This is a genomic window from Actinacidiphila oryziradicis, from assembly GCF_005047355.1.
Classification (GTDB): Bacteria; Actinomycetota; Actinomycetes; order Streptomycetales; family Streptomycetaceae; genus Actinacidiphila; species Actinacidiphila oryziradicis.
Genome location: NZ_SUMC01000018.1, coordinates 115,123 through 132,067, shown reverse-complemented (window position 1 = coordinate 132,067; position 16,945 = coordinate 115,123). Strand labels below are relative to the sequence as shown.

Here is a 16,945-nt window from a genome sequence, read left to right as displayed (position 1 = left end):
CCCGCTCCCGGGCGGGCGCGAACGCATTTCGGAGGGACCCCTTGCGGGTAGCCCCTACTACCTGAGGGGGCGGGCACGGGGCCCCTTGGATGTACCCCCGGAAGGGATTGCTCCACCTCAGGTCGCAGGCGCGGCGCCGGCGATCTCCGCCCATGGGCTTATGTACTCCGACCGGCTGATTTCTTACCATTGGGGACATGGCTACCGCGAGTGTCAACCCCCCCAGGGGCAGCACCGCCCTCAGGGCGGAGGCCGCCCACCACCATCCATATCTCCGGCTCGGCGCCGCGTTCCGCGCGATCCGGGTCTTTGCCGATACGGCCTTCCGCGTCGTCGTACTGGGCACCGACGGCACCCCCAGGTGACCCGGGGCGCCCGAGCGCCCCGGGGTGCCGGCGCTGAGCCGGCCTCGCCGGACAGGCCCTAGCCGCTCTCGCCCGCCAGGTCCTCGTCCGCCTCGTCCGCCAGCAGGTCGTCCGAGTCGATGATCCGGTAGGAGTACCCCTGCTCGGCCAGGAAGCGCTGGCGGTGGGCCGCGAAGTCCTGGTCGATCGTGTCCCGGGCGACCACGGAGTAGAAACGGGCCTCGTGGCCGTCGGCCTTCGGCCGCAGCACCCGGCCCAGACGCTGTGCCTCCTCCTGCCGGGACCCGAAGGTGCCGGAGACCTGGATGGCGACGGTCGCCTCGGGCAGGTCGATCGAGAAGTTCGCGACCTTCGACACGACGAGGACGGAGAGCTCACCGGTCCGGAAGGCCTCGAAGAGCTTCTCGCGCTGGGCGTTGCTGGTCTCGCCCTTGATGACCGGCGCGTTCAGGTGCTCGCCCAGCTCGTCGAGCTGGTCGATGTACTGGCCGATCACCAGGGTCTGCTCGCCCATGTGCTTGCGGACCAGCGCCTCGGCGATCCGGCGCTTGGACGCCGTCGTGGCGCAGTAGCGGTACTTCTCCTCGGGTTCGGCGGTCGCGTACGCCAGCCGCTCGGACTCGGTGAGATTGACCCGGACCTCGACACAGTCGGCGGGGGCGATGTAGCCCTGGGCCTCGATCTCCTTCCACGGCGCGTCGAACCTCTTCGGGCCGATGAGCGAGAAGACGTCGGACTCGCGGCCGTCCTCCCGGACCAGCGTGGCAGTGAGCCCCAGCCGCCGGCGGGCCTGCAGATCGGCGGTGAACTTGAAGACCGGAGCGGGAAGGAGGTGCACCTCGTCATAGACGATCAGGCCCCAGTCCCGGGAGTCGAACAGCTCCAGGTGCGGATAGACGCCCTTCCGCTTGGTGGTGAGGACCTGGTACGTCGCGATGGTGACCGGGCGGATCTCCTTGCGGGTGCCGCTGTACTCGCCGATCTCCTCCTCGGTGAGCGAGGTCCGCTTCACCAGCTCGTGCTTCCACTGCCGGGCCGAGACGGTGTTGGTGACCAGGATCAGTGTGGTCGCCTTGGCCGTGGCCATCGCGCCCGCGCCGACCAGGGTCTTCCCGGCGCCGCAGGGCAGCACCACCACGCCCGAGCCGCCGTGCCAGAAGCCCTCGACGGCCTGCTTCTGGTACGGGCGGAGCGCCCAGCCGGTCTCGTCGAGCTCGATCGGGTGCGCCTCCCCGTCGACGTAACCGGCGAGGTCCTCGGCCGGCCAGCCGAGCCTCAGCAGCGCCTGCTTGATCTGGCCGCGCTCGGAGGGGTGCACGGCCACCGTGTCCGGGCCGAGGCGGGCGCCGACCAGCGGGGCGATCTTCTTCGAGCGCAGCACCTCTTCGAGGACCGGGCGGTCGGTGGTGGTCAGCACCAGGCCGTGTGCGGGGTGCTTGCTGAGGGTGAGCCGCCCGTAGCGGGCCATTGTCTCGGCCACATCGACGAGCAGCGCGTGCGGTACGGGGTAGCGGCTGTACGCGACGAGCGCGTCCACGACCTGCTCGGCGTCGTGCCCGGCGGCGCGGGCGTTCCACAGGCCCAGCGGGGTCACCCGGTAGGTGTGGATGTGCTCCGGCGCGCGCTCCAGCTCGGCGAAGGGCGCGATGGCGCGGCGGCACGCGTCCGCGTCCGGGTGGTCAACCTCCAACAGCAGCGTCTTGTCGCTCTGGACGATTAGGCAGGACACGCACACCTCACAGATATGGTCATCACGTACAAGTGAAACACCTGCCGCGGTGCGGGCTATGCCCCGCGCGGTCGGGGCAAGGCTCCCCGGCCACCGGGCCCGGGATGCGGGCCACTGTCCATGTTCGCCTATCGCGGGACATGGAGGAGCGCACTTCGCGCGAACCGCCGAGCCGCGCAGCCGCTGGACGGGCGGCCGGGTGCCGCGGCGTCGTGAACGATGCCAAGGGCCCCGCCGGGGAAATCCGGCGGGGCCCTTGGTGCTGGCATGGGCGCGGCAACGGTCAGCGGGCTGCCTGCGGGGCCCGGAGCCGCGGGCCGGGTTGACGGCGGCGCCGTCGGTTGCTCGCGGCAGGGTGCGCGACGGTCCGCGCGGCGTTGCTGCGGAATTGTTGGACGGGCGTGAGCGTCGGGAGGGACGACCGCCCGGAACGGGCGGTCGTCGCGGCCGTCTGCCTTTATTAGCCGCGCAGTTCCTTCACCGCGAGTTCCAGCCGCCTGCCGAGATCGGCGTCGGCGTGGCTGAAGTTGCCGATGGCCCGGTCGACGATGTCGTCACGGTCGGGGGAGACACCGGAGATCCCGTTCGCCAGATTGGTGACCAGGCGGTCTTTCTCGTCCTGCGACATCAGCCGGTAGAGGTCGCCGGCCTGGACGAAGTCGTTGTCCTCGGCGTGCGTCGGAGCGGCGTGGTTGCCGGTGAAGCCGGTGACCGCGGTGGTCGACCACAGCGGTTGGTCGGTCTGGGCCGGGCCGCCGAAGCTGTTCGGCTCGTAGTTCTTCGCCCTGTTGTGGCGGCCGTCGTACAGGGCGCCGTCGCGTCCGTAGGTCCGTGACTCGGTGGCGTGCGGGCTGTTGACCGGCAGGTGGTCGGCGTTGACGCCGACGCGGTAGCGGTGGGCGTCCGCGTAGGCGAACAGCCGCCCCTGCAGCATCTTGTCCGGGGACGGTCCGATGCCGGGCACGAAGTGGGCCGGAGAGAAGATCGACTGCTCGACCTCGGCGAAGACGTTGTCGGGGTTGCGGTTGAGTTCGAGCTTGCCGATCTCGATCGGCGGGTAGTCCGCGTGCGGCCACACCTTGGTGAGGTCGAACGGGTTGAAGCGGTAGGTCGCCGCGTCGCCGGCCGGCATGATCTGCACCTGCACGGTCCAGGACGGGAACTCGCCGCGCTCGATGGCCTCGCGCAGGTCGCGCTGGTGGCTGTCCGGGTCGGTGCCCGCGAGGACCGCGGCCTCTTCGGCGGTGAGGTTCTTGATGCCCTGGTTGGTCTTGAAGTGGTACTTGACCCAGAAGACCTCGCCCTGGGCGTTGTTCCATTGGTAGGTGTGCGAGCTGTAGCCGTTCATGTTGCGGAACGAGGCCGGGATACCGCGGTCACCGAACAGCCAGGTCACCTGGTGCGTCGACTCCGGCGACAGCCCCCAGAAGTCCCAGACGTTGTCAGCCTCCTGAGAGCCCGTGTACGGGTCGCGCTTCTGGGTGTGGATGAAGTCGGGGAACTTGCTTGCGTCCTTGATGAAGAACACCGGGGTGTTGTTGCCGACGAGGTCGTAGTTGCCCTCTTCGGTGTAGAACTTCAGCGCGAAACCGCGCGGGTCACGCACCGCGTCCGCCGAGCCGAGGCTGCCGGCCACCGTTGACATGCGCAGGAACGTCTCGGTCTGCTTGCCGACCTCGGACATGAACCTCGCCCGGGTCCACTGGCTGACGTCCCGGGTCAGCGTAAAGGTGCCGTACGCGCCACCGCCGCGGGCGTGCACGATGCGCTCCGGGATGCGCTCCCGGTTGAAGTGCGCGAGCTTTTCGAAGAGCTGCTGGTCCTGCACGAGCAGCGGCCCACCAGGACCGGCCGTCTCGGTGTTCTGGTTGTCCGCCAGGGGCGCGCCCGCTTCGGTGGTGAGGGTGGGGCGCGCTTCGTGTTGTGCCGTCACTTCGGGAACCTCCGGTGATTCGATCCTGAGAGACCTGGTCCTGTTCTGGACGAAGTCCAATCTGTAAACAGGATAAAAACGGACAAGCTCCAGCAAGAACCAATGAAAGGTATTCATAAGGTAATTTCGCTCGTCTTGACGTCTTCCTTATGTCACGACCCGTGACGAGGAAGGAACGCGAAAAGGTGACGGCTGTTCAGGGCTCGGCATGCGTCCGGGCGAGTACTGGTGCTTGGCCCGGGTAGACGCCCTGCGGCGAGTCGGCCTACGAAGGGGGTTCCGTGTCACGTATCACGTTGCGACGAGGAACGCAGGGTACGGCGACGAAGACGATTCCGGCGACGAAGCCGGTACCGAAGCCGAAGCCGGCGCCGAAGCCGAAGCCGGTACCGAAGCCGAAACCGGCGCCGGAACCGAAACCGAAACCACCCAGGGAAGCCTGGCTCGTGGTGGCGGCACGGTGGCTGGCGATGGCGGTCGCCTTTGTGGCAATGGTCGGTTTCGCGGTACTGCTGGCCAGGGCGACGCTCACGCCCTCGCCGGCCTCCGTGGGTATAGCGCACGCGAATCTGCATCCGGGCAGGTCCCTGCGCCAGTACTTCGACCGGTACACCGTCGCCGGTGCGCTGCGCCAGGTGGGCGGGAATCTGCTGCTCGGGGTGCCCTTCGGGGTGCTCCTGCCGGTGCTGGCGCCGAAGGCGCGCGGGTTGCTGCGGGTGCTGATCACCACGGCGCTGGTGATGGTGCTGGTGGAGCTGGCGCAGGGTGCCATCGTTGAGGGCCGGGCGTTCGACATCGACGACGTCATCATGAACACGACGGGCGCGCTGCTGGGCTGGCTGCTGGTCGGCCGCCTCATGGGCAAAGCGGTGCACCGGCCGCGTCTGCGCCGTACCCGGGGCGCGACGGATACGACCTAGGTCCGGCGGTTTTCCCCGTTACGGCGGCCGGGGTGGCCCGGCGCGTGCTCGGGCCGGGGACCGCGGGCCGGCCGGGGCCCGTGGGGCATCCCGTAAGGCGCGGTACACCGGTACATTTGGTCGGATGACCATCGAGCAGCCCCGGACCCTCGCCGAAGATCTCCGCGCCCGCGGCGACGGCGCGCTGTCCGCGCTGCTCCGGGCGCGCCCCGACCTGCTCTCCCCGGTCCCGAACGATCTCACCCAGCTTGCCACCCGGGCCGCCACCCGGGCCTCGGTCGTACGGGCCCTGGAGCGCCTCGACCGCTTTACGCTCCAGACCGCCGAAGCGCTGGCCGTGGCGCCCGACGGCTGCGCGTACGGGACGCTCAGGGGCCTGATAGCGGGGGAGGGCCGCGACGACGCCGCTACAGGGCTGGATGAGTTGGACGCCGCGCTGCCGCAGGCGCTCGCTGTGCTGCGGACGCAGGCGCTGGTCTGGGGCGGCGACGACCGGCTGCGCCTGGTCCGTACCGCCCGGGACGTGCTGGCGCCGGGCTCGGGCGCGCCTTCCCCGACCGGCCTGGGACCGACGGTGGCCGAGGCGACGGCCGGGATGTCGCCGGGGCGGCTCCAGGAGATCGTGGCCGCCGCCGGGCTCCCGGCGACGCACGACCCGATCAGCGCGGCAGGGTCGCTGGCCGCGCTGTTCGCCGACGGCCCCCGGATGACGGAGTTGCTGTCCGGCGCGCCCGAGGCCGCGAAGGCCGTGCTGGGCAAGCTGGTGTGGGGCCCGCCGTACGGCGAGGTGGCGGACGCGTCCGCCACCTCGCCGCCCGTACGGTGGCTGCTCGACCGGGGGCTGCTGCTCCCCGCAGGCCGGCGCAACGTCCTACTGCCCCGCGAGGCCGCCCTGCACCTGCGCGGCGGCCGGGTGCACCGTACGCCGGAGCCGCTGCCGCCGCAGGTGGAGACGGTGGCGCGGGATCCACAGGCTGTGGACGCCAACGCCGCCGGGCAGGCGTTCGCCGCCGTGCGGACCGTCGAGGAGCTGCTGCAGCAGTGGGACACCGGCGGTCCGCCGCTGCTGCGCGCCGGTGGCGTCGGCGTACGGGACCTGAAGCGCATCGCGACGGTGCTGGATGTGCCGGAGCCCGTCGCCGCGTTCTGGCTGGAGCTGGCGTACGCCGCCGGGCTCGTCGCTTCCGACGGCGAGGCCGACGAGGTGTACGCGCCCACCCCGGGGTACGACGACTGGCTGCGGCTCCCCGCCGAGCGCCGCTGGACCGGCCTCGCCACGGCCTGGCTCTCGGCCACCCGCACGGCGGGCCTGGTCGGCACGCGTGACGCCAAGGGGCGCGCCCTGTCCGCGCTCGGCCCCGACCTCGACCGTTCCCTCGCCCCCGAGGTCCGCCGCCGCACCCTCGAACTCCTCGCCGCCCTGCCCGCCGGCTCCGCAGTCGCCCCCGACCGGCTGCTGGCCCGGCTCCGCTGGGAACGCCCGCTGCGCGGCGGCGTGACCATGGACGCCCTGCGTGCCGACCTGGTCCGCTGGACCACGACAGAGGCAGAGCTCCTCGGCATCACCGGCCGCGGCGCCCTGTCGGCACACGGACGGGCGCTGCTGGGCCCCGTTGCCGAGCCCGGCGCCGAGAAGGGGCGGGCCGCCGGTGGCACAGACCCCGCCGAGGCCGCCGCCGCGCTCGCCCCCCTGCTGCCCGAGGCGCTCGACTACGTGATGCTGCAGGCGGATCTCACCGCGATCGCCCCGGGGCCGCTCGAAGCACCGCTCGCGGAGACCCTCAATGTGCTCGCCGACATCGAGTCCAAGGGCGGCGCCACCGTCTACCGCTTCACCCCCGAATCCGTACGCCGGGCGCTCGACGCCGGCCGCACGGCAGCGGAGCTGCACGCGTTCCTCGCCGCGCACTCGCGCACCCCTGTGCCTCAGCCACTCAGCTATCTCATCGACGATGTGGCCCGCCGGCACGGGCGGCTGCGGGTCGGCGCGGCCTCGGCGTACCTCCGGTGCGACGACGACGCGCTGCTCAGCGAGCTGCTCGCCGACCGCCGGGCGTCCGGCCTCGGGTTGAGACGGCTGGCGCCCACCGTCCTGGCCGCCCAGACGGACCCGGCGGTGCTGCTGGACCGGCTGCGCGCCATGGGGTTCGCACCGGCCGCCGAGTCCGCCGACGGCGACGTACTGATCACCCGCCCCGACGCCCGCCGCACCCCGCCGCGTACCCCCCCGGTCCCCGTCACGGACGGCCCGCCGATGCCCGACCCGACCCTGCTCGGCGCCGCCGTGAAGGCGATCCGGGCCGGTGACCGCGCCTCGACCGCCGTACACCGCGGAGCCGCGCCCGTGCCCGCGCCGGCCGACGGGAACGGCAGGCTGCCCCGGTCCGCCGCCGCCGAGACCCTCGCGACGATGCAGGCCGCCGTCCTGACCGGCGATTCGGTGTGGATCGGCTACGTCAACGCGGAGGGCTCCGCCAGCCAGCGCGTGATCGGCCCGGTCCGGGTCGAGGGCGGCTTCGTGACGGCGTACGACCACACCGCCGACGCGGTCCGCACCTTCGCCCTGCACCGGATCACCGGAGTCGCGGAACTCGCCGACGACCTGGGAGCGCACTCCTAGGCCGGCCGGCCAGTCAGGGGTGCGGTGCTACGCGGGGCGCCGGACGGCCGGGTAGCCGGGGCTTGTCCAAGCCTGCGGTCCGGTGGCAGGCGTTGTGCCCACCCTTCCCCAGGAGGTGCCCCCATCTCGCTTCGCTCGGCCTTGTGGAACGACTGCCCACAACGGGGCTCCGGGGCTGAGGTAGGTGGTCCCGGAGGGGCTAATCTGGCGGCGGTACGGTGCCGGGCCGGGGCGAATGGGGCGGTGAGCCATGGGCGTCGAGAGTGACCAGCTTGTATATGACTACCTCAGCCGGGTCGGCGACCTGGCCCAGACCGCGCTGACGGCGGGCCAGCGGGCGCAGCTCGTCGCGCAGTTGCGTACCAACATCGAGCAGGAGCGCGGCCCGGGCGCCAGCGCCACGACCGTGCGGCGGATCCTGGGCAGGCTCGGTTCGCCGGACGAGGTGGTGAAGGCGGCAGCCGGTGCGCGGGGGAGGCAGGGGCCGCCGCCGGAGCCGGAGTCGCCGATGGTGCCGTTGTCCAAGTCGTCGCCGAAGGTGGATGTGCCCGCGCCACGGAGCGGGGAGCCGCAATGGTGGCGGGTCGGGGATCCGGCGAGCCACGGGTGGCAGTCGGGAGAGACGGTCGGCCTTCCCCCGGGGATGACCGGCGGGCTGACGATACCGCTGCCCGGCCTCTCGGAGGACAAGGAGCCGGAGGCGGCGCAGGACCCGGACGGAGCCGAGCCCGATCCGGATACTGATGCGGAGCCGGAAGCCCGCCGGCGGCGCCGGCTGAGGGTGCGGCTGAGACGGCGCAAGCCCGAATCCGTATATCCAGCCGTGGCGGAGAAGACGGCGGGGCGGCGCAGCAGCCCGCTGGAGCTGCTCGGCGCCGCGTCGCTGGTCGTCGGCGCGATCCTGGGGGCCTGGGTGGCCCTGGCCCTGGGCTGGCTCATCGCCTACACCTCGCGCCGTCTGTCCCGCCGCGAGGCGAAGTTCGCGGCGGTCGGCCTGCCGGGCCTGGTTGTGGGCGGCACGCTGGTGTGGCTGTGGGGGCGCATGGACGGCAGATGGGGCCGCCCGATCGCCAACGGACACCTGGACACGGCCATCGTCGCTTCCGTCCCGGCGATGGTGCGGATCGCCGCGGTCGGCTCCGCCCTGTTCCTGCTGTGGCGCAGCCGCCGCCCAGGGGGCTGACGCCGCGTCCGCTCCGGTGCGGCAGGCGGCGGTTCACGTCGCGAGATACGCCTTCAGCTCGTCGAGGATCTTGTCGGCCGCCGTGTAGCCGATGCCCTGGTACCAGAGCTCGTCATCCACCCTGAAGGCCTTGTGGTTCTTCACCGGGGTGAGCTTCTTCCACAGCGGACCGCCGGTTGTCACGGTTTCCTTGGCGGCCTTGGCATCGCCGTACGTCGAGTAGAAGAGGACATCGCCGTCCGCCCTGTCGATCTGCTCGGGGCTGACGCCGAGGGAGAAGCCGTCCGAGGCCTGGTCGATGGCGGCGGGGCGGCCGAGGCCGACATCGGCGAGGAGGGTGCCGATGTAGTTCTCCCGGGCGTAGAGGCGGATGTCGGCGCCTTCGACGAAGCGGACCATGCTGACCTTGGTCCTGGCGGCGGCGTCGGCGCCGCCGAGCGCGGCGGTGACCTGGGCGGTGTGGGCGCGATAGGCGGCGATGGCCTTCTTGGCCGCGGCGGATCTGCCCAAGGCGGCGGCGTGCACGAGGAAGTCGGCCTTCCAGGGGGCGCCGGTGGACTCGGTGAAGACGGTCGGGGCGATCCGGGACAGCTCGGCGTAGTGGTCGGCGTCGCGGAGTTCGCTGCCGAGGATCAGGTCGGGTTCGAGGGCGGCGATGGCTTCCAGATTCGGGGCGCCGATCCGGCCGACGTCCTTGATGCCGGAGGTCTGGTCCTTGCCGAGGTAGTCCAGGAAGCCGCTGCCGGTGCCCGTGCTGGTCGCGCCGACCGGCTTCACGCCCAAGGTGATGGCGGAGTCCAGTTCGGCGGTGTCGAGGACGACGACGCGCTTGGGGTCGTCAGGGACCCTCACCTCGCCCATCACGGTGCTGAGGGTGTGGGTGCCGTGCGACGGCCCGGAGCCGCTGCCGTAGCCCTCGCCTCCCGAGCCCGCAGCGCAGGCGGTGAGGACGGCGGTCGCGGCCAGGGCGACGGTGGTGAGTGCACAGGACATGCGCATGGACATACGGACCCTTTCCGTTGCGTACCCCTACTCGTACTCGTATACGGACTGGCACGCGTACCCGTACTCATACTTGTATACGTAACGCTCAGAGCGTCATATCTTGCCTCCGTCACGGGAGTTCGTACGGTTACGGGTGATCAGCCACATCAGGTACGGCGCGCCCACCGCCGCCGTGAGCACCCCCACCGGCAGCTCCGTCGGCGCGAACAGCCGCCGCGCCAGCAGATCGGCGACGACCACGATCAAGGCGCCCGTCAGCGCCGAACCCAGCAGCGGGATCTGCGTCGTACGGGTGAGCCGGTGCGCCGTCTGCGGCGCCAGCAGCGCGGCGAAGGCCACCGGCCCGGCGGCGCCGGTCGCCACCGATGCCAGCACCACGCCCAGCACCACAAGTCCCAGGCGGACCCGGCCGAGCCTTGCGCCGAGCGCGGTCGCCGTGTCGTCGTCGAACGCCATCGCGCGTTGCGCGCGGGTCGCCCAGGCGACGAACGGTAGCGCGATCAGCAGCACCACCGCCAGCGGCCCGGCCTGGTCGTACCCGCGGCCGTTGAGCGAACCGGTGAGCCGATGATGGTGCGGGGCACCCGTAGCGACGTACGACCGTGGCGTCGTCGCTGGTGCCGCCGTGCAGCAGGGCGTCCAGCACCGTGCCCGGCGCGATCGGGCGGCTGCCGACGGCGAGGCTGAGCAGCCCGGTGAGCGACAGCAGGAGCGCGGCGGTCAGGATCCAGCCGAGGCGGCGGACGGGCGGGCGCAGGGGCACGGCGTACGGTATGCAGAGGAGGTTAGCTTAGCCGTAGCTAACTATGCGATGCGGGTGCGGCGACAATAGTTGCTATGGCCATCCAAGCTCCCGTTCCCCCGTCCGCCCCGCTGACCGTCGGCTTCGACCTCGACATGACCCTCATCGACTCGCGCCCCGGCATCAAGGCGGCCTACGACCGGCTCTCCGCCGAGACCGGCGTCTACATCGACTCCGCCCTCGCCATCACCCGCCTCGGGCCGCCGCTCGACGACGAGCTCATCCACTGGTTCCCCGCCGAGGACCTCCCGGTCATCGCAGACCAGTACCGCGCCCTCTACGTCGACTACGCCATCGAGCCCACCCTGGCCATGCCCGGTGCCCGCGCGGCCGTCGACGCCGTCCACGCCGCGGGCGGCCGGGTCATCGTCGTCACGGCGAAGCACGAGCCCAACGCGAAGCTGCACCTCAGCCACCTCGGCATCGAGGTCGACGAGGTGATCGGCTGGCTCTGGGCCGAGGCCAAGGCGGAGGCGCTCACCGAGCACGGCGTATCGGTGTACGTAGGCGACCACACGGGTGATGTCCGCGGTGCCCGCACTGCGGGCGCCCTCTCCGTCGCCGTCGCCACCGGCCCGGTCACCGCGGACGAGCTGCGCGCGGCCGGGGCCGATGTGGTGCTGGACAGCCTGACCGAATTCCCCGGCTGGCTGGCCGGCCACCGGGGCAACGGTCAGGTACGGCGCTGAGCCAGCGCCGATCGCAGCAGCCCTCCCAGGGCCAGCGCGAAGCCGACGCCCATCAGCATCGACACGAAGTACGCGGGCGTCGGCAGCGGATTGGTCCCGATGAAGAAGGGGATCATCGTGGCCAATGTGCCGAACGCACCGATCACGAACAGGACTGCTCCGATCCGCACAAGCAGATCGCCGGCTTTCTGGGTTTCGTCGCTCACCTGACCAGGGTAGGTCGCGTGCAGATGAGAGCCATCACGGCGTCTGGACAGGGGGCCCGGGGCCATTAGCCTATGAGCAGGCGGGTCTGAGACCAGACCCGCTGTATTGCTATCCAGCTCCATCCCAGCTATCTACTCCAAGGACGAGGTCTGACGTGCCTACCGGCAAGGTCAAGTGGTTCAACGGTGAGAAGGGCTTCGGCTTCCTCTCCCGCGACGACGGCGGCGATGTCTTCGTACACTCGTCGGTGCTGCCGGAGGGGGTCGACATCCTCAAGCCGGGCCAGCGCGTCGAATTCGGTGTCGTCGCAGGCCAGCGCGGCGACCAGGCACTCTCGGTGGTCCTCCTCGACCCGGCGCCCTCGGTCGCGGCAGCCCAGCGCCGCAAGCCGGACGAACTGCTGCCGATCGTCCAGGACCTCACCACGCTCCTGGAAGACGTGGCCCGCTCCCTCCAGCGCGGCCGTTACCCCGACAAGGCCCACGGGCACAAGATCGCTTCCGTGCTCAGGGTGGTGGCCGACCAACTGGACGTATGACCGACGTATGACCGTTGTTTGCGCTCAGTCGCCGGACCGGCTCACTCTGCGAGCAGCCCGTCCGGCGTTTGAGCGCTGGTGTGATCCTAGAACGTCAGCGCGTCGGGGCTCAGCGGTGGCACCAGGCCTTCGGCGGCGGCGCGGGTGAGCAGGCCGCGTACTGCCGCGTACCCGTCGTCGCCCAGGTCGGCGGTGAACTCGTTGACGTAGAGCCCGATGTGCTGCTCGGCCACTTTCGGGTCCATCTCCTGCGAGTGCTCCAGCACATACGCGCGCGAGGCCTCGGGGTCGTCCCACGCCATGCGCACGGAGGCGCGGGTCGCTTCGGCCAGCGCGTGCAGCTTCTCGCTGCCCAGTGACCGCTTGGCGATGATCGCGCCGAGCGGGATCGGCAGCCCGGTGGTCTGCTCCCAGTGCTCGCCCATGTCGGCGACCTTGTGGAGTCCGTACTGCTGGTAGGTGAACCGCGCCTCGTGGATCACCAGGCCCGCGTCCACCTTGCCGTCCCGCACGGCGGGCATGATCTCGTGGAAGGGCAGCACCACGATCTCCCCGACTCCTCCGGGGACCTCGGCGGCGGCCCAGAGGCGGAAGAGCAGATACGCGGTCGAGCGCTCACTCGGCACGGCGACGGTCTTGCCGGTGAGCTCCGCACCCGTCCCGGCCTCCCGGGTGAGTACCAGAGGCCCGCAGCCGCGGCCCAGAGCCCCGCCGCACGGCAGGAGGGCGTACTCGTCGAGCACCCAGGGCAGGACGGCGTAGGACACCTTCAGGATGTCGAACTCGCCGCGCTCGGCCATGCCGTTGGTGATGTCGATGTCCGCGAAGGCCACGTCGATCGGCGGCGCGCCGGGGACCTGCCCATACGCCCACGCGTGGAAGACGAAGGTGTCGTTGGGGCACGGCGAGTAGGCGATCCGCAGCGTTTCAGTCGTCGAGGTCATCGAGTACGTGCCTCCCAGGCATCCAGGGCATCCAGAGCGTCCGGTGCATCCAGTGTGTCCAGTGCATCCAGTGTGTCCAGTACGGGAACGAGCTTGCCGAACGCGTCGGCCAGTTCCGTCAGCGCCCGCCCGATCTGCCAGTTCGCTCGGTCGCGCGGGCCCACCGGGTTCGAGATCGCCCGGATCTCGAGCACGGCCGTACGGTGTGCGGCCGCCGCCTCCGCTACCCCGAACCCCTCCATCGCCTCGGCCGCCGCGCGCGGATGACGCGCGGCCAGCGCGGCGGCGCGCCCGGCGGTGCCGGTCACGGTGGAGACGGTGAGAACCGGCGCGTACACGGCGCCGACCGCCTGCGCGGCGGCGCGGGACAAGGCCTCGGGCGGCCGGTGTTCCACGGTACCGAAGCCGAGCTCTGTGACGGGGGTGAAGCCTTCGGCGGTCTCCGCGCCCAGATCGGCGGCGACGATCACGTCGGCGACGACGACCGAGCCGACAGACGCCGTCGGTACGAAACCGCCGCCGATCCCGGCCGAGATGACCAGCCCGTACGGCTCACCGGCCAGCGCCGCCCCGGTCAGTGCCGCGGCGGCGCCGGCCGCGGCGGCGGCCGGACCCACCCCGGCGGCGAGCAGATCGGCGGAACGCAGCCCGGGCGGCAGTCCGCCGGACGGCGCCCCCGGGCGGTCCAGGCGCCGGAGCCTGCCGCCGGGGACGGGACGCGTCCCGGAGTCCTCCAGCAGGCAGCCCAAGCCGCGGGCGACGGATTCCTCTTCCGCCGTCACCGCCGTCACCACCAGCAGACGCAACGCCTAGTCCGGGGACTTGACGAGCTTGAACTTCCAGACGCCGAGGTAGGACTTGCCGCCGTCGCTCTCGACGATGTTCAGGACAACGGACTTCGCCGTCGTCCCGGTCGTGGAGTCGACGAACAGGCTGTCACCGTCGAGCGACCAGTACGTCTTGTTCTTCAGCAGGTCGGTCTTCTGCGACACGCCCGCCGCCACCAGCCAGCCCTTGTCCGAGATCTTCGGGTCGACACCGATCCGGACCTTGTCACCCGCGTGGACGGTGATGCTCTTCGTGGGCGCGGCATTGAGACAGGCGGTGAAGGCAGCGGTCGACAGTGTCTTGTTGTTGTCCGGATAGCAATTCTTCGTGGCCTCGGTGGTCACGGTCTTCTGGCCGACGGTGACGGTCGCCAGCGGGGTCGGCTTGTCGCAAGCTGCGAGGGCGACCAGCCCGAGGGACACGGCACCGAGGGCGGCGGCACGGCGGCGAATGCTCATGTGGTGAGGCTACCGGGCGGTGGTGACGCGGTTGCGCGGGGGTGTGCCACGCCGCGTGTTCGCCACCGTCCCGGCCAGGCCTTTCAAGCCCGTCCGGTGACCGACGACATCGTGCGCCGGGTGCCCAGCAGCCCCCGTACGGAGACGGCGAAGCCCAGCGCCACCAGGCTCGCGGCCACCGACATGCCCACCGTGCCGTTGAGGGGCAGGAGGATGCCGATCGCGCCGCCGATGACCCAGGCGAGCTGGAGCGCGGTCTCGGAGCGGGCGAAGGCCGAGGTGCGGCTTATCTCGGGGACCTCGCGCTGGATCATCGCGTCCAGCGAGAGCTTGCTGAGGGCCTGGGCGATGCCGGCGACCGCCGCGACGGCGGCGATGGTGACCGCGCTGTACCAGACGGCCGCGAGGCAGGCCGTGGCCAGCGCGCACATTAGCGCGGTCGCGATGATCCGCTCGGGACCGCGCGCCTTCAACCAGGAGCCCAGCGCGGTGCCGAAGGCGTTGCCGGCGCCGGCCGAGACGGCGACGACGCCGAGGGAGAAGGCGGCGCTCAGGCCGCCGACCGGGTGCTCGCGGAGCAGGAACGCCAGGAAGAGGGTGAGGAAGCCGGACAACGCCCGCAGTGACGCGTTCGCCTGGAGGGCGTGGAGCACGGACGGGTCGACGATCTGCCGCCCCGGCCTCGGCGCGCGCTGCTGCTGCTCTTTGTAGTGGCCCAGGTGGACGCGCTCGCCGGAGGTGAGCTGCGCCGGCGCCTCCCCCTTCCCCGAGTCGACCTTGTGCGGGAGGGAGAAGGACAGCACCGTACCGCCGACGAAGATCACGAACGCCCCGTACAGCGGCCACCGCGGCCCGATCAGGTGCAGCATCCCGCCGACCGGCGCCGCGACGGCCGTGGCCAGCAGCCCCGCCAGCGTCACCCGGGAATTCGCCTTGACCAGCGTCGTACGGCCCGGCAGCAGCCGCGGCACGACAGCGCTGCGCACCACCCCGTACGCCTTGGACGCGACCAGCACGCCGAGCGCGGCCGGATACAGCTCCAGGCCCGCGCCCGAGACGATGTCGGCCATCATCCACGCCAGCATGGCCCTGCCAAGCATCGAGATCGCCATGGCCGCGCGGCGGCCGTGCGGCACCCGGTCCAGCAGTGGACCGACGACCGGGGCGAGCAGCGCGAACGGCGCCATGGTCACCAGGAGGTACAGTGCGACCCGTCCGCGTGCCTCGCCCGTCGGGACGGAGAAGAACACCGTGCTGGCGAGCGCGATCGTGATCATCATGTCGCCCGCCGAATTCACGGCGTGTAGTTCGATCAGTTTCGCCAGCCCCGACTCGCCCGCGCCACCCGCGTGTGTCGACCGGCGGATCCGGCGGCGCAGCGCGGATCCGGCGCCCTGTACGGCGCGCCCGACAGCAAGGCCTGCCTTGCGAATCGGCCCGGGTCCGGAGGTCACAGCACGTGCCACGCAGGCCATACTGCCCCAAGGGAGCACTTCTGTACCCTTTCCTTAACAAGCGTGGTGCGCGCGGGTGGCTTGTGATCCCGCAGAATAGAAGCCAACAGGTACGCCCGAGGACGTCCGGGACGGCCGGTTGCGTCGACGCGGTCCGCAGGTCCGCTCCGCTGCCGGTGCCCGCCCTCCGGCCGGCGTACGCGTGAGTCGGCGTAGGAGAGAATCGATTCTTGTGAGTGCTGCGATGCGAAGCCGTACCCCAGACCGCCTGTGCGCCGAGGCGGTTGAAGTGGCTCTTTCGGCGGTGGAAGGGGCCTTTGGGCCCGATGTGGTCGGAGAACACCTGGGGGTGGTCGCGGAGGGCGACCGTGTCGTTACTCACCTGTTCGACTGCAGGCAGCCCGCCTACCGGGGGTGGCACTGGGCCGTCACCCTGACCCGCGCGTCGCGGGCCAAATCCATCACCCTCGACGAGACCGTGCTCCTGCCCGGCGACGATTCCGTGCTCGCCCCCGAGTGGGTTCCCTGGAGCGAACGACTCCGTCCGGGTGACATGGGGCCCGGCGATCTGCTGCCCACCGAGGCCGAGGATCTCCGTCTCGAACCCGGCTGGATCGGCGACTCCGACTACCCCGTCAGTGATCCCCTCTCCGATCTCCTCGACGCCGACGAGATCGAGGTGCCCCCCGCAACACCCCCCGCAGTCGGCACTATCGGCGCCGTCGCCGAGGAAATCGGCATGGGGCGCCCCCGCGTCCTGTCCCGCTACGGCCTGCACGTCGCCGCCGACCGTTGGGAGGAGGACTACGGCCCCAAGACGCCCATGGCCCAGGCCGCTCCCGCCAATTGCGTGACGTGCGCTTTCCTGGTGCCGATGGCCGGCTCCCTGCGCCAGGCCTTCGGTGTCTGCGCCAACGAGTTCTCTCCCGCCGACGGCCGCGTCGTCTCCCTCGCCTACGGCTGCGGCGGCCACTCCGAGGCCGCCGTCATGCCCAAGCCTTTGCGACCGCCGCCGCCCGTGCTGGACGAGACAGCGGTGGAAGCACTGCCGCTCCACCCGGACCGGCACGCGTCCGTGGAGGAGTCCACCCCCGCCGAAGAGCTCGGCCACTCCTGACTCCCGGCGGGCGGTGGGATGTTTTCCCGCCCGCCCGCCCCCTGTCACGGGGCTGCGCCCGGCTGGCCCGCAAGTACGCGGCGGCGGCGCTTTGCCCTGGCCGGGCATTCCTGCGCCAGCGCGGGGCGCGGAAGGTGCGGGCACCGGTCACCG

Annotated in this window: 16 protein-coding genes and 1 pseudogene; 7 read left to right on the top strand and 10 right to left on the bottom strand. The window is 71.3% G+C overall.

The window, feature by feature from the left end:
• The first annotated feature begins 197 nt into the window (after positions 1 to 197).
• Positions 198 to 365: a hypothetical protein gene (locus FCI23_RS56500; RefSeq protein ID WP_169316862.1), complete on the top strand. Its 168-nt coding sequence runs from the start codon at positions 198 to 200 to the stop codon at positions 363 to 365.
• A 58-nt stretch (positions 366 to 423) separates the two neighbouring features.
• On the opposite strand, the gene FCI23_RS20080 is transcribed toward FCI23_RS56500, so the two are convergent.
• From FCI23_RS20080 to FCI23_RS63805, 3 genes are all read right to left on the bottom strand, one after another.
• Positions 424 to 2,094 (bottom strand): DNA repair helicase XPB, encoded by a 1,671-nt coding sequence (locus FCI23_RS20080; RefSeq protein ID WP_136725300.1) that lies wholly within the window; start codon positions 2,092 to 2,094, stop codon positions 424 to 426.
• A 460-nt stretch (positions 2,095 to 2,554) separates the two neighbouring features.
• Complete coding sequence (locus FCI23_RS20075) at positions 2,555 to 4,027, bottom strand: catalase (RefSeq protein ID WP_246143851.1); 1,473 nt, start codon at positions 4,025 to 4,027, stop codon at positions 2,555 to 2,557.
• Positions 4,028 to 4,292: 265 nt separating this feature from the next.
• A complete protein-coding gene (locus FCI23_RS63805; RefSeq protein WP_211265413.1) occupies positions 4,293 to 4,559 on the bottom strand; it encodes a hypothetical protein in 267 nt (88 codons plus the stop codon).
• Between the two features lie 16 nt (positions 4,560 to 4,575).
• On the opposite strand from FCI23_RS63805, the gene FCI23_RS63800 reads away from it, so the two are divergent.
• The 3 genes from FCI23_RS63800 (at position 4,576) to FCI23_RS20060 (ending at position 8,750) form a co-directional block, all read left to right on the top strand.
• Positions 4,576 to 4,947, top strand: a complete 372-nt coding sequence (locus FCI23_RS63800) for a VanZ family protein (protein ID WP_407645997.1) — start codon at positions 4,576 to 4,578, stop codon at positions 4,945 to 4,947.
• Positions 4,948 to 5,071: 124 nt separating this feature from the next.
• Positions 5,072 to 7,567: a helicase-associated domain-containing protein gene (locus FCI23_RS20065; protein WP_136725298.1), complete on the top strand. Its 2,496-nt coding sequence runs from the start codon at positions 5,072 to 5,074 to the stop codon at positions 7,565 to 7,567.
• A gap of 250 nt (positions 7,568 to 7,817) precedes the next feature.
• Entirely contained in the window at positions 7,818 to 8,750 is a 933-nt protein-coding gene (locus tag FCI23_RS20060; RefSeq protein WP_136725297.1) for a hypothetical protein, read from the top strand.
• A 33-nt stretch (positions 8,751 to 8,783) separates the two neighbouring features.
• Here the strand turns inward: FCI23_RS20060 and FCI23_RS20055 are convergent, their stop codons facing one another.
• Together FCI23_RS20055 and FCI23_RS20050 are read right to left on the bottom strand one after the other, a co-directional pair.
• Positions 8,784 to 9,743: an ABC transporter substrate-binding protein gene (locus tag FCI23_RS20055; RefSeq protein ID WP_246143850.1), complete on the bottom strand. Its 960-nt coding sequence runs from the start codon at positions 9,741 to 9,743 to the stop codon at positions 8,784 to 8,786.
• Positions 9,744 to 9,848: 105 nt separating this feature from the next.
• Positions 9,849 to 10,319 (bottom strand): annotated as a pseudogene (locus FCI23_RS20050) (iron chelate uptake ABC transporter family permease subunit); the annotation flags it as partial.
• 273 nt (positions 10,320 to 10,592) lie between these two features.
• On the opposite strand from FCI23_RS20050, the gene FCI23_RS20045 reads away from it, so the two are divergent.
• A complete protein-coding gene (locus FCI23_RS20045) occupies positions 10,593 to 11,246 on the top strand; it encodes an HAD family hydrolase (protein ID WP_136725295.1) in 654 nt (217 codons plus the stop codon).
• On the opposite strand, the gene FCI23_RS20040 is transcribed toward FCI23_RS20045, so the two are convergent.
• A complete protein-coding gene (locus FCI23_RS20040; protein WP_136725294.1) occupies positions 11,231 to 11,452 on the bottom strand; it encodes a hypothetical protein in 222 nt (73 codons plus the stop codon). The genes FCI23_RS20045 and FCI23_RS20040 overlap by 16 nt on opposite strands.
• A 155-nt stretch (positions 11,453 to 11,607) precedes the next feature.
• On the opposite strand from FCI23_RS20040, the gene FCI23_RS63080 reads away from it, so the two are divergent.
• Positions 11,608 to 11,991, top strand: a complete 384-nt coding sequence (locus FCI23_RS63080; RefSeq protein ID WP_136725293.1) for a cold-shock protein — start codon at positions 11,608 to 11,610, stop codon at positions 11,989 to 11,991.
• 86 nt (positions 11,992 to 12,077) lie between these two features.
• Here FCI23_RS63080 and FCI23_RS20030 read toward each other — a convergent pair whose 3' ends face one another.
• The 4 genes from FCI23_RS20030 to FCI23_RS20015 all read right to left on the bottom strand — a co-directional run bounded on the left by FCI23_RS20030 (position 12,078) and on the right by FCI23_RS20015 (position 15,696).
• Positions 12,078 to 12,935, bottom strand: a complete 858-nt coding sequence (locus FCI23_RS20030) for a 1,4-dihydroxy-6-naphthoate synthase (protein ID WP_136725292.1) — start codon at positions 12,933 to 12,935, stop codon at positions 12,078 to 12,080.
• On the bottom strand, positions 12,932 to 13,741 hold the full coding sequence (locus tag FCI23_RS20025) for a futalosine hydrolase (protein ID WP_136725291.1): 810 nt from the start codon (positions 13,739 to 13,741) through the stop codon (positions 12,932 to 12,934). Before FCI23_RS20025 ends, FCI23_RS20030 begins: the two co-directional genes overlap by 4 nt.
• Before the next feature lie 3 nt (positions 13,742 to 13,744).
• Positions 13,745 to 14,221, bottom strand: a complete 477-nt coding sequence (locus FCI23_RS20020) for a hypothetical protein (protein ID WP_136725290.1) — start codon at positions 14,219 to 14,221, stop codon at positions 13,745 to 13,747.
• Between the two features lie 83 nt (positions 14,222 to 14,304).
• Positions 14,305 to 15,696 (bottom strand): MFS transporter, encoded by a 1,392-nt coding sequence (locus tag FCI23_RS20015; protein ID WP_211265405.1) that lies wholly within the window; start codon positions 15,694 to 15,696, stop codon positions 14,305 to 14,307.
• Between the two features lie 223 nt (positions 15,697 to 15,919).
• On the opposite strand from FCI23_RS20015, the gene FCI23_RS20010 reads away from it, so the two are divergent.
• Complete coding sequence (locus FCI23_RS20010; protein WP_136725288.1) at positions 15,920 to 16,792, top strand: DUF3027 domain-containing protein; 873 nt, start codon at positions 15,920 to 15,922, stop codon at positions 16,790 to 16,792.
• Positions 16,793 to 16,945: the final 153 nt, after the last annotated feature.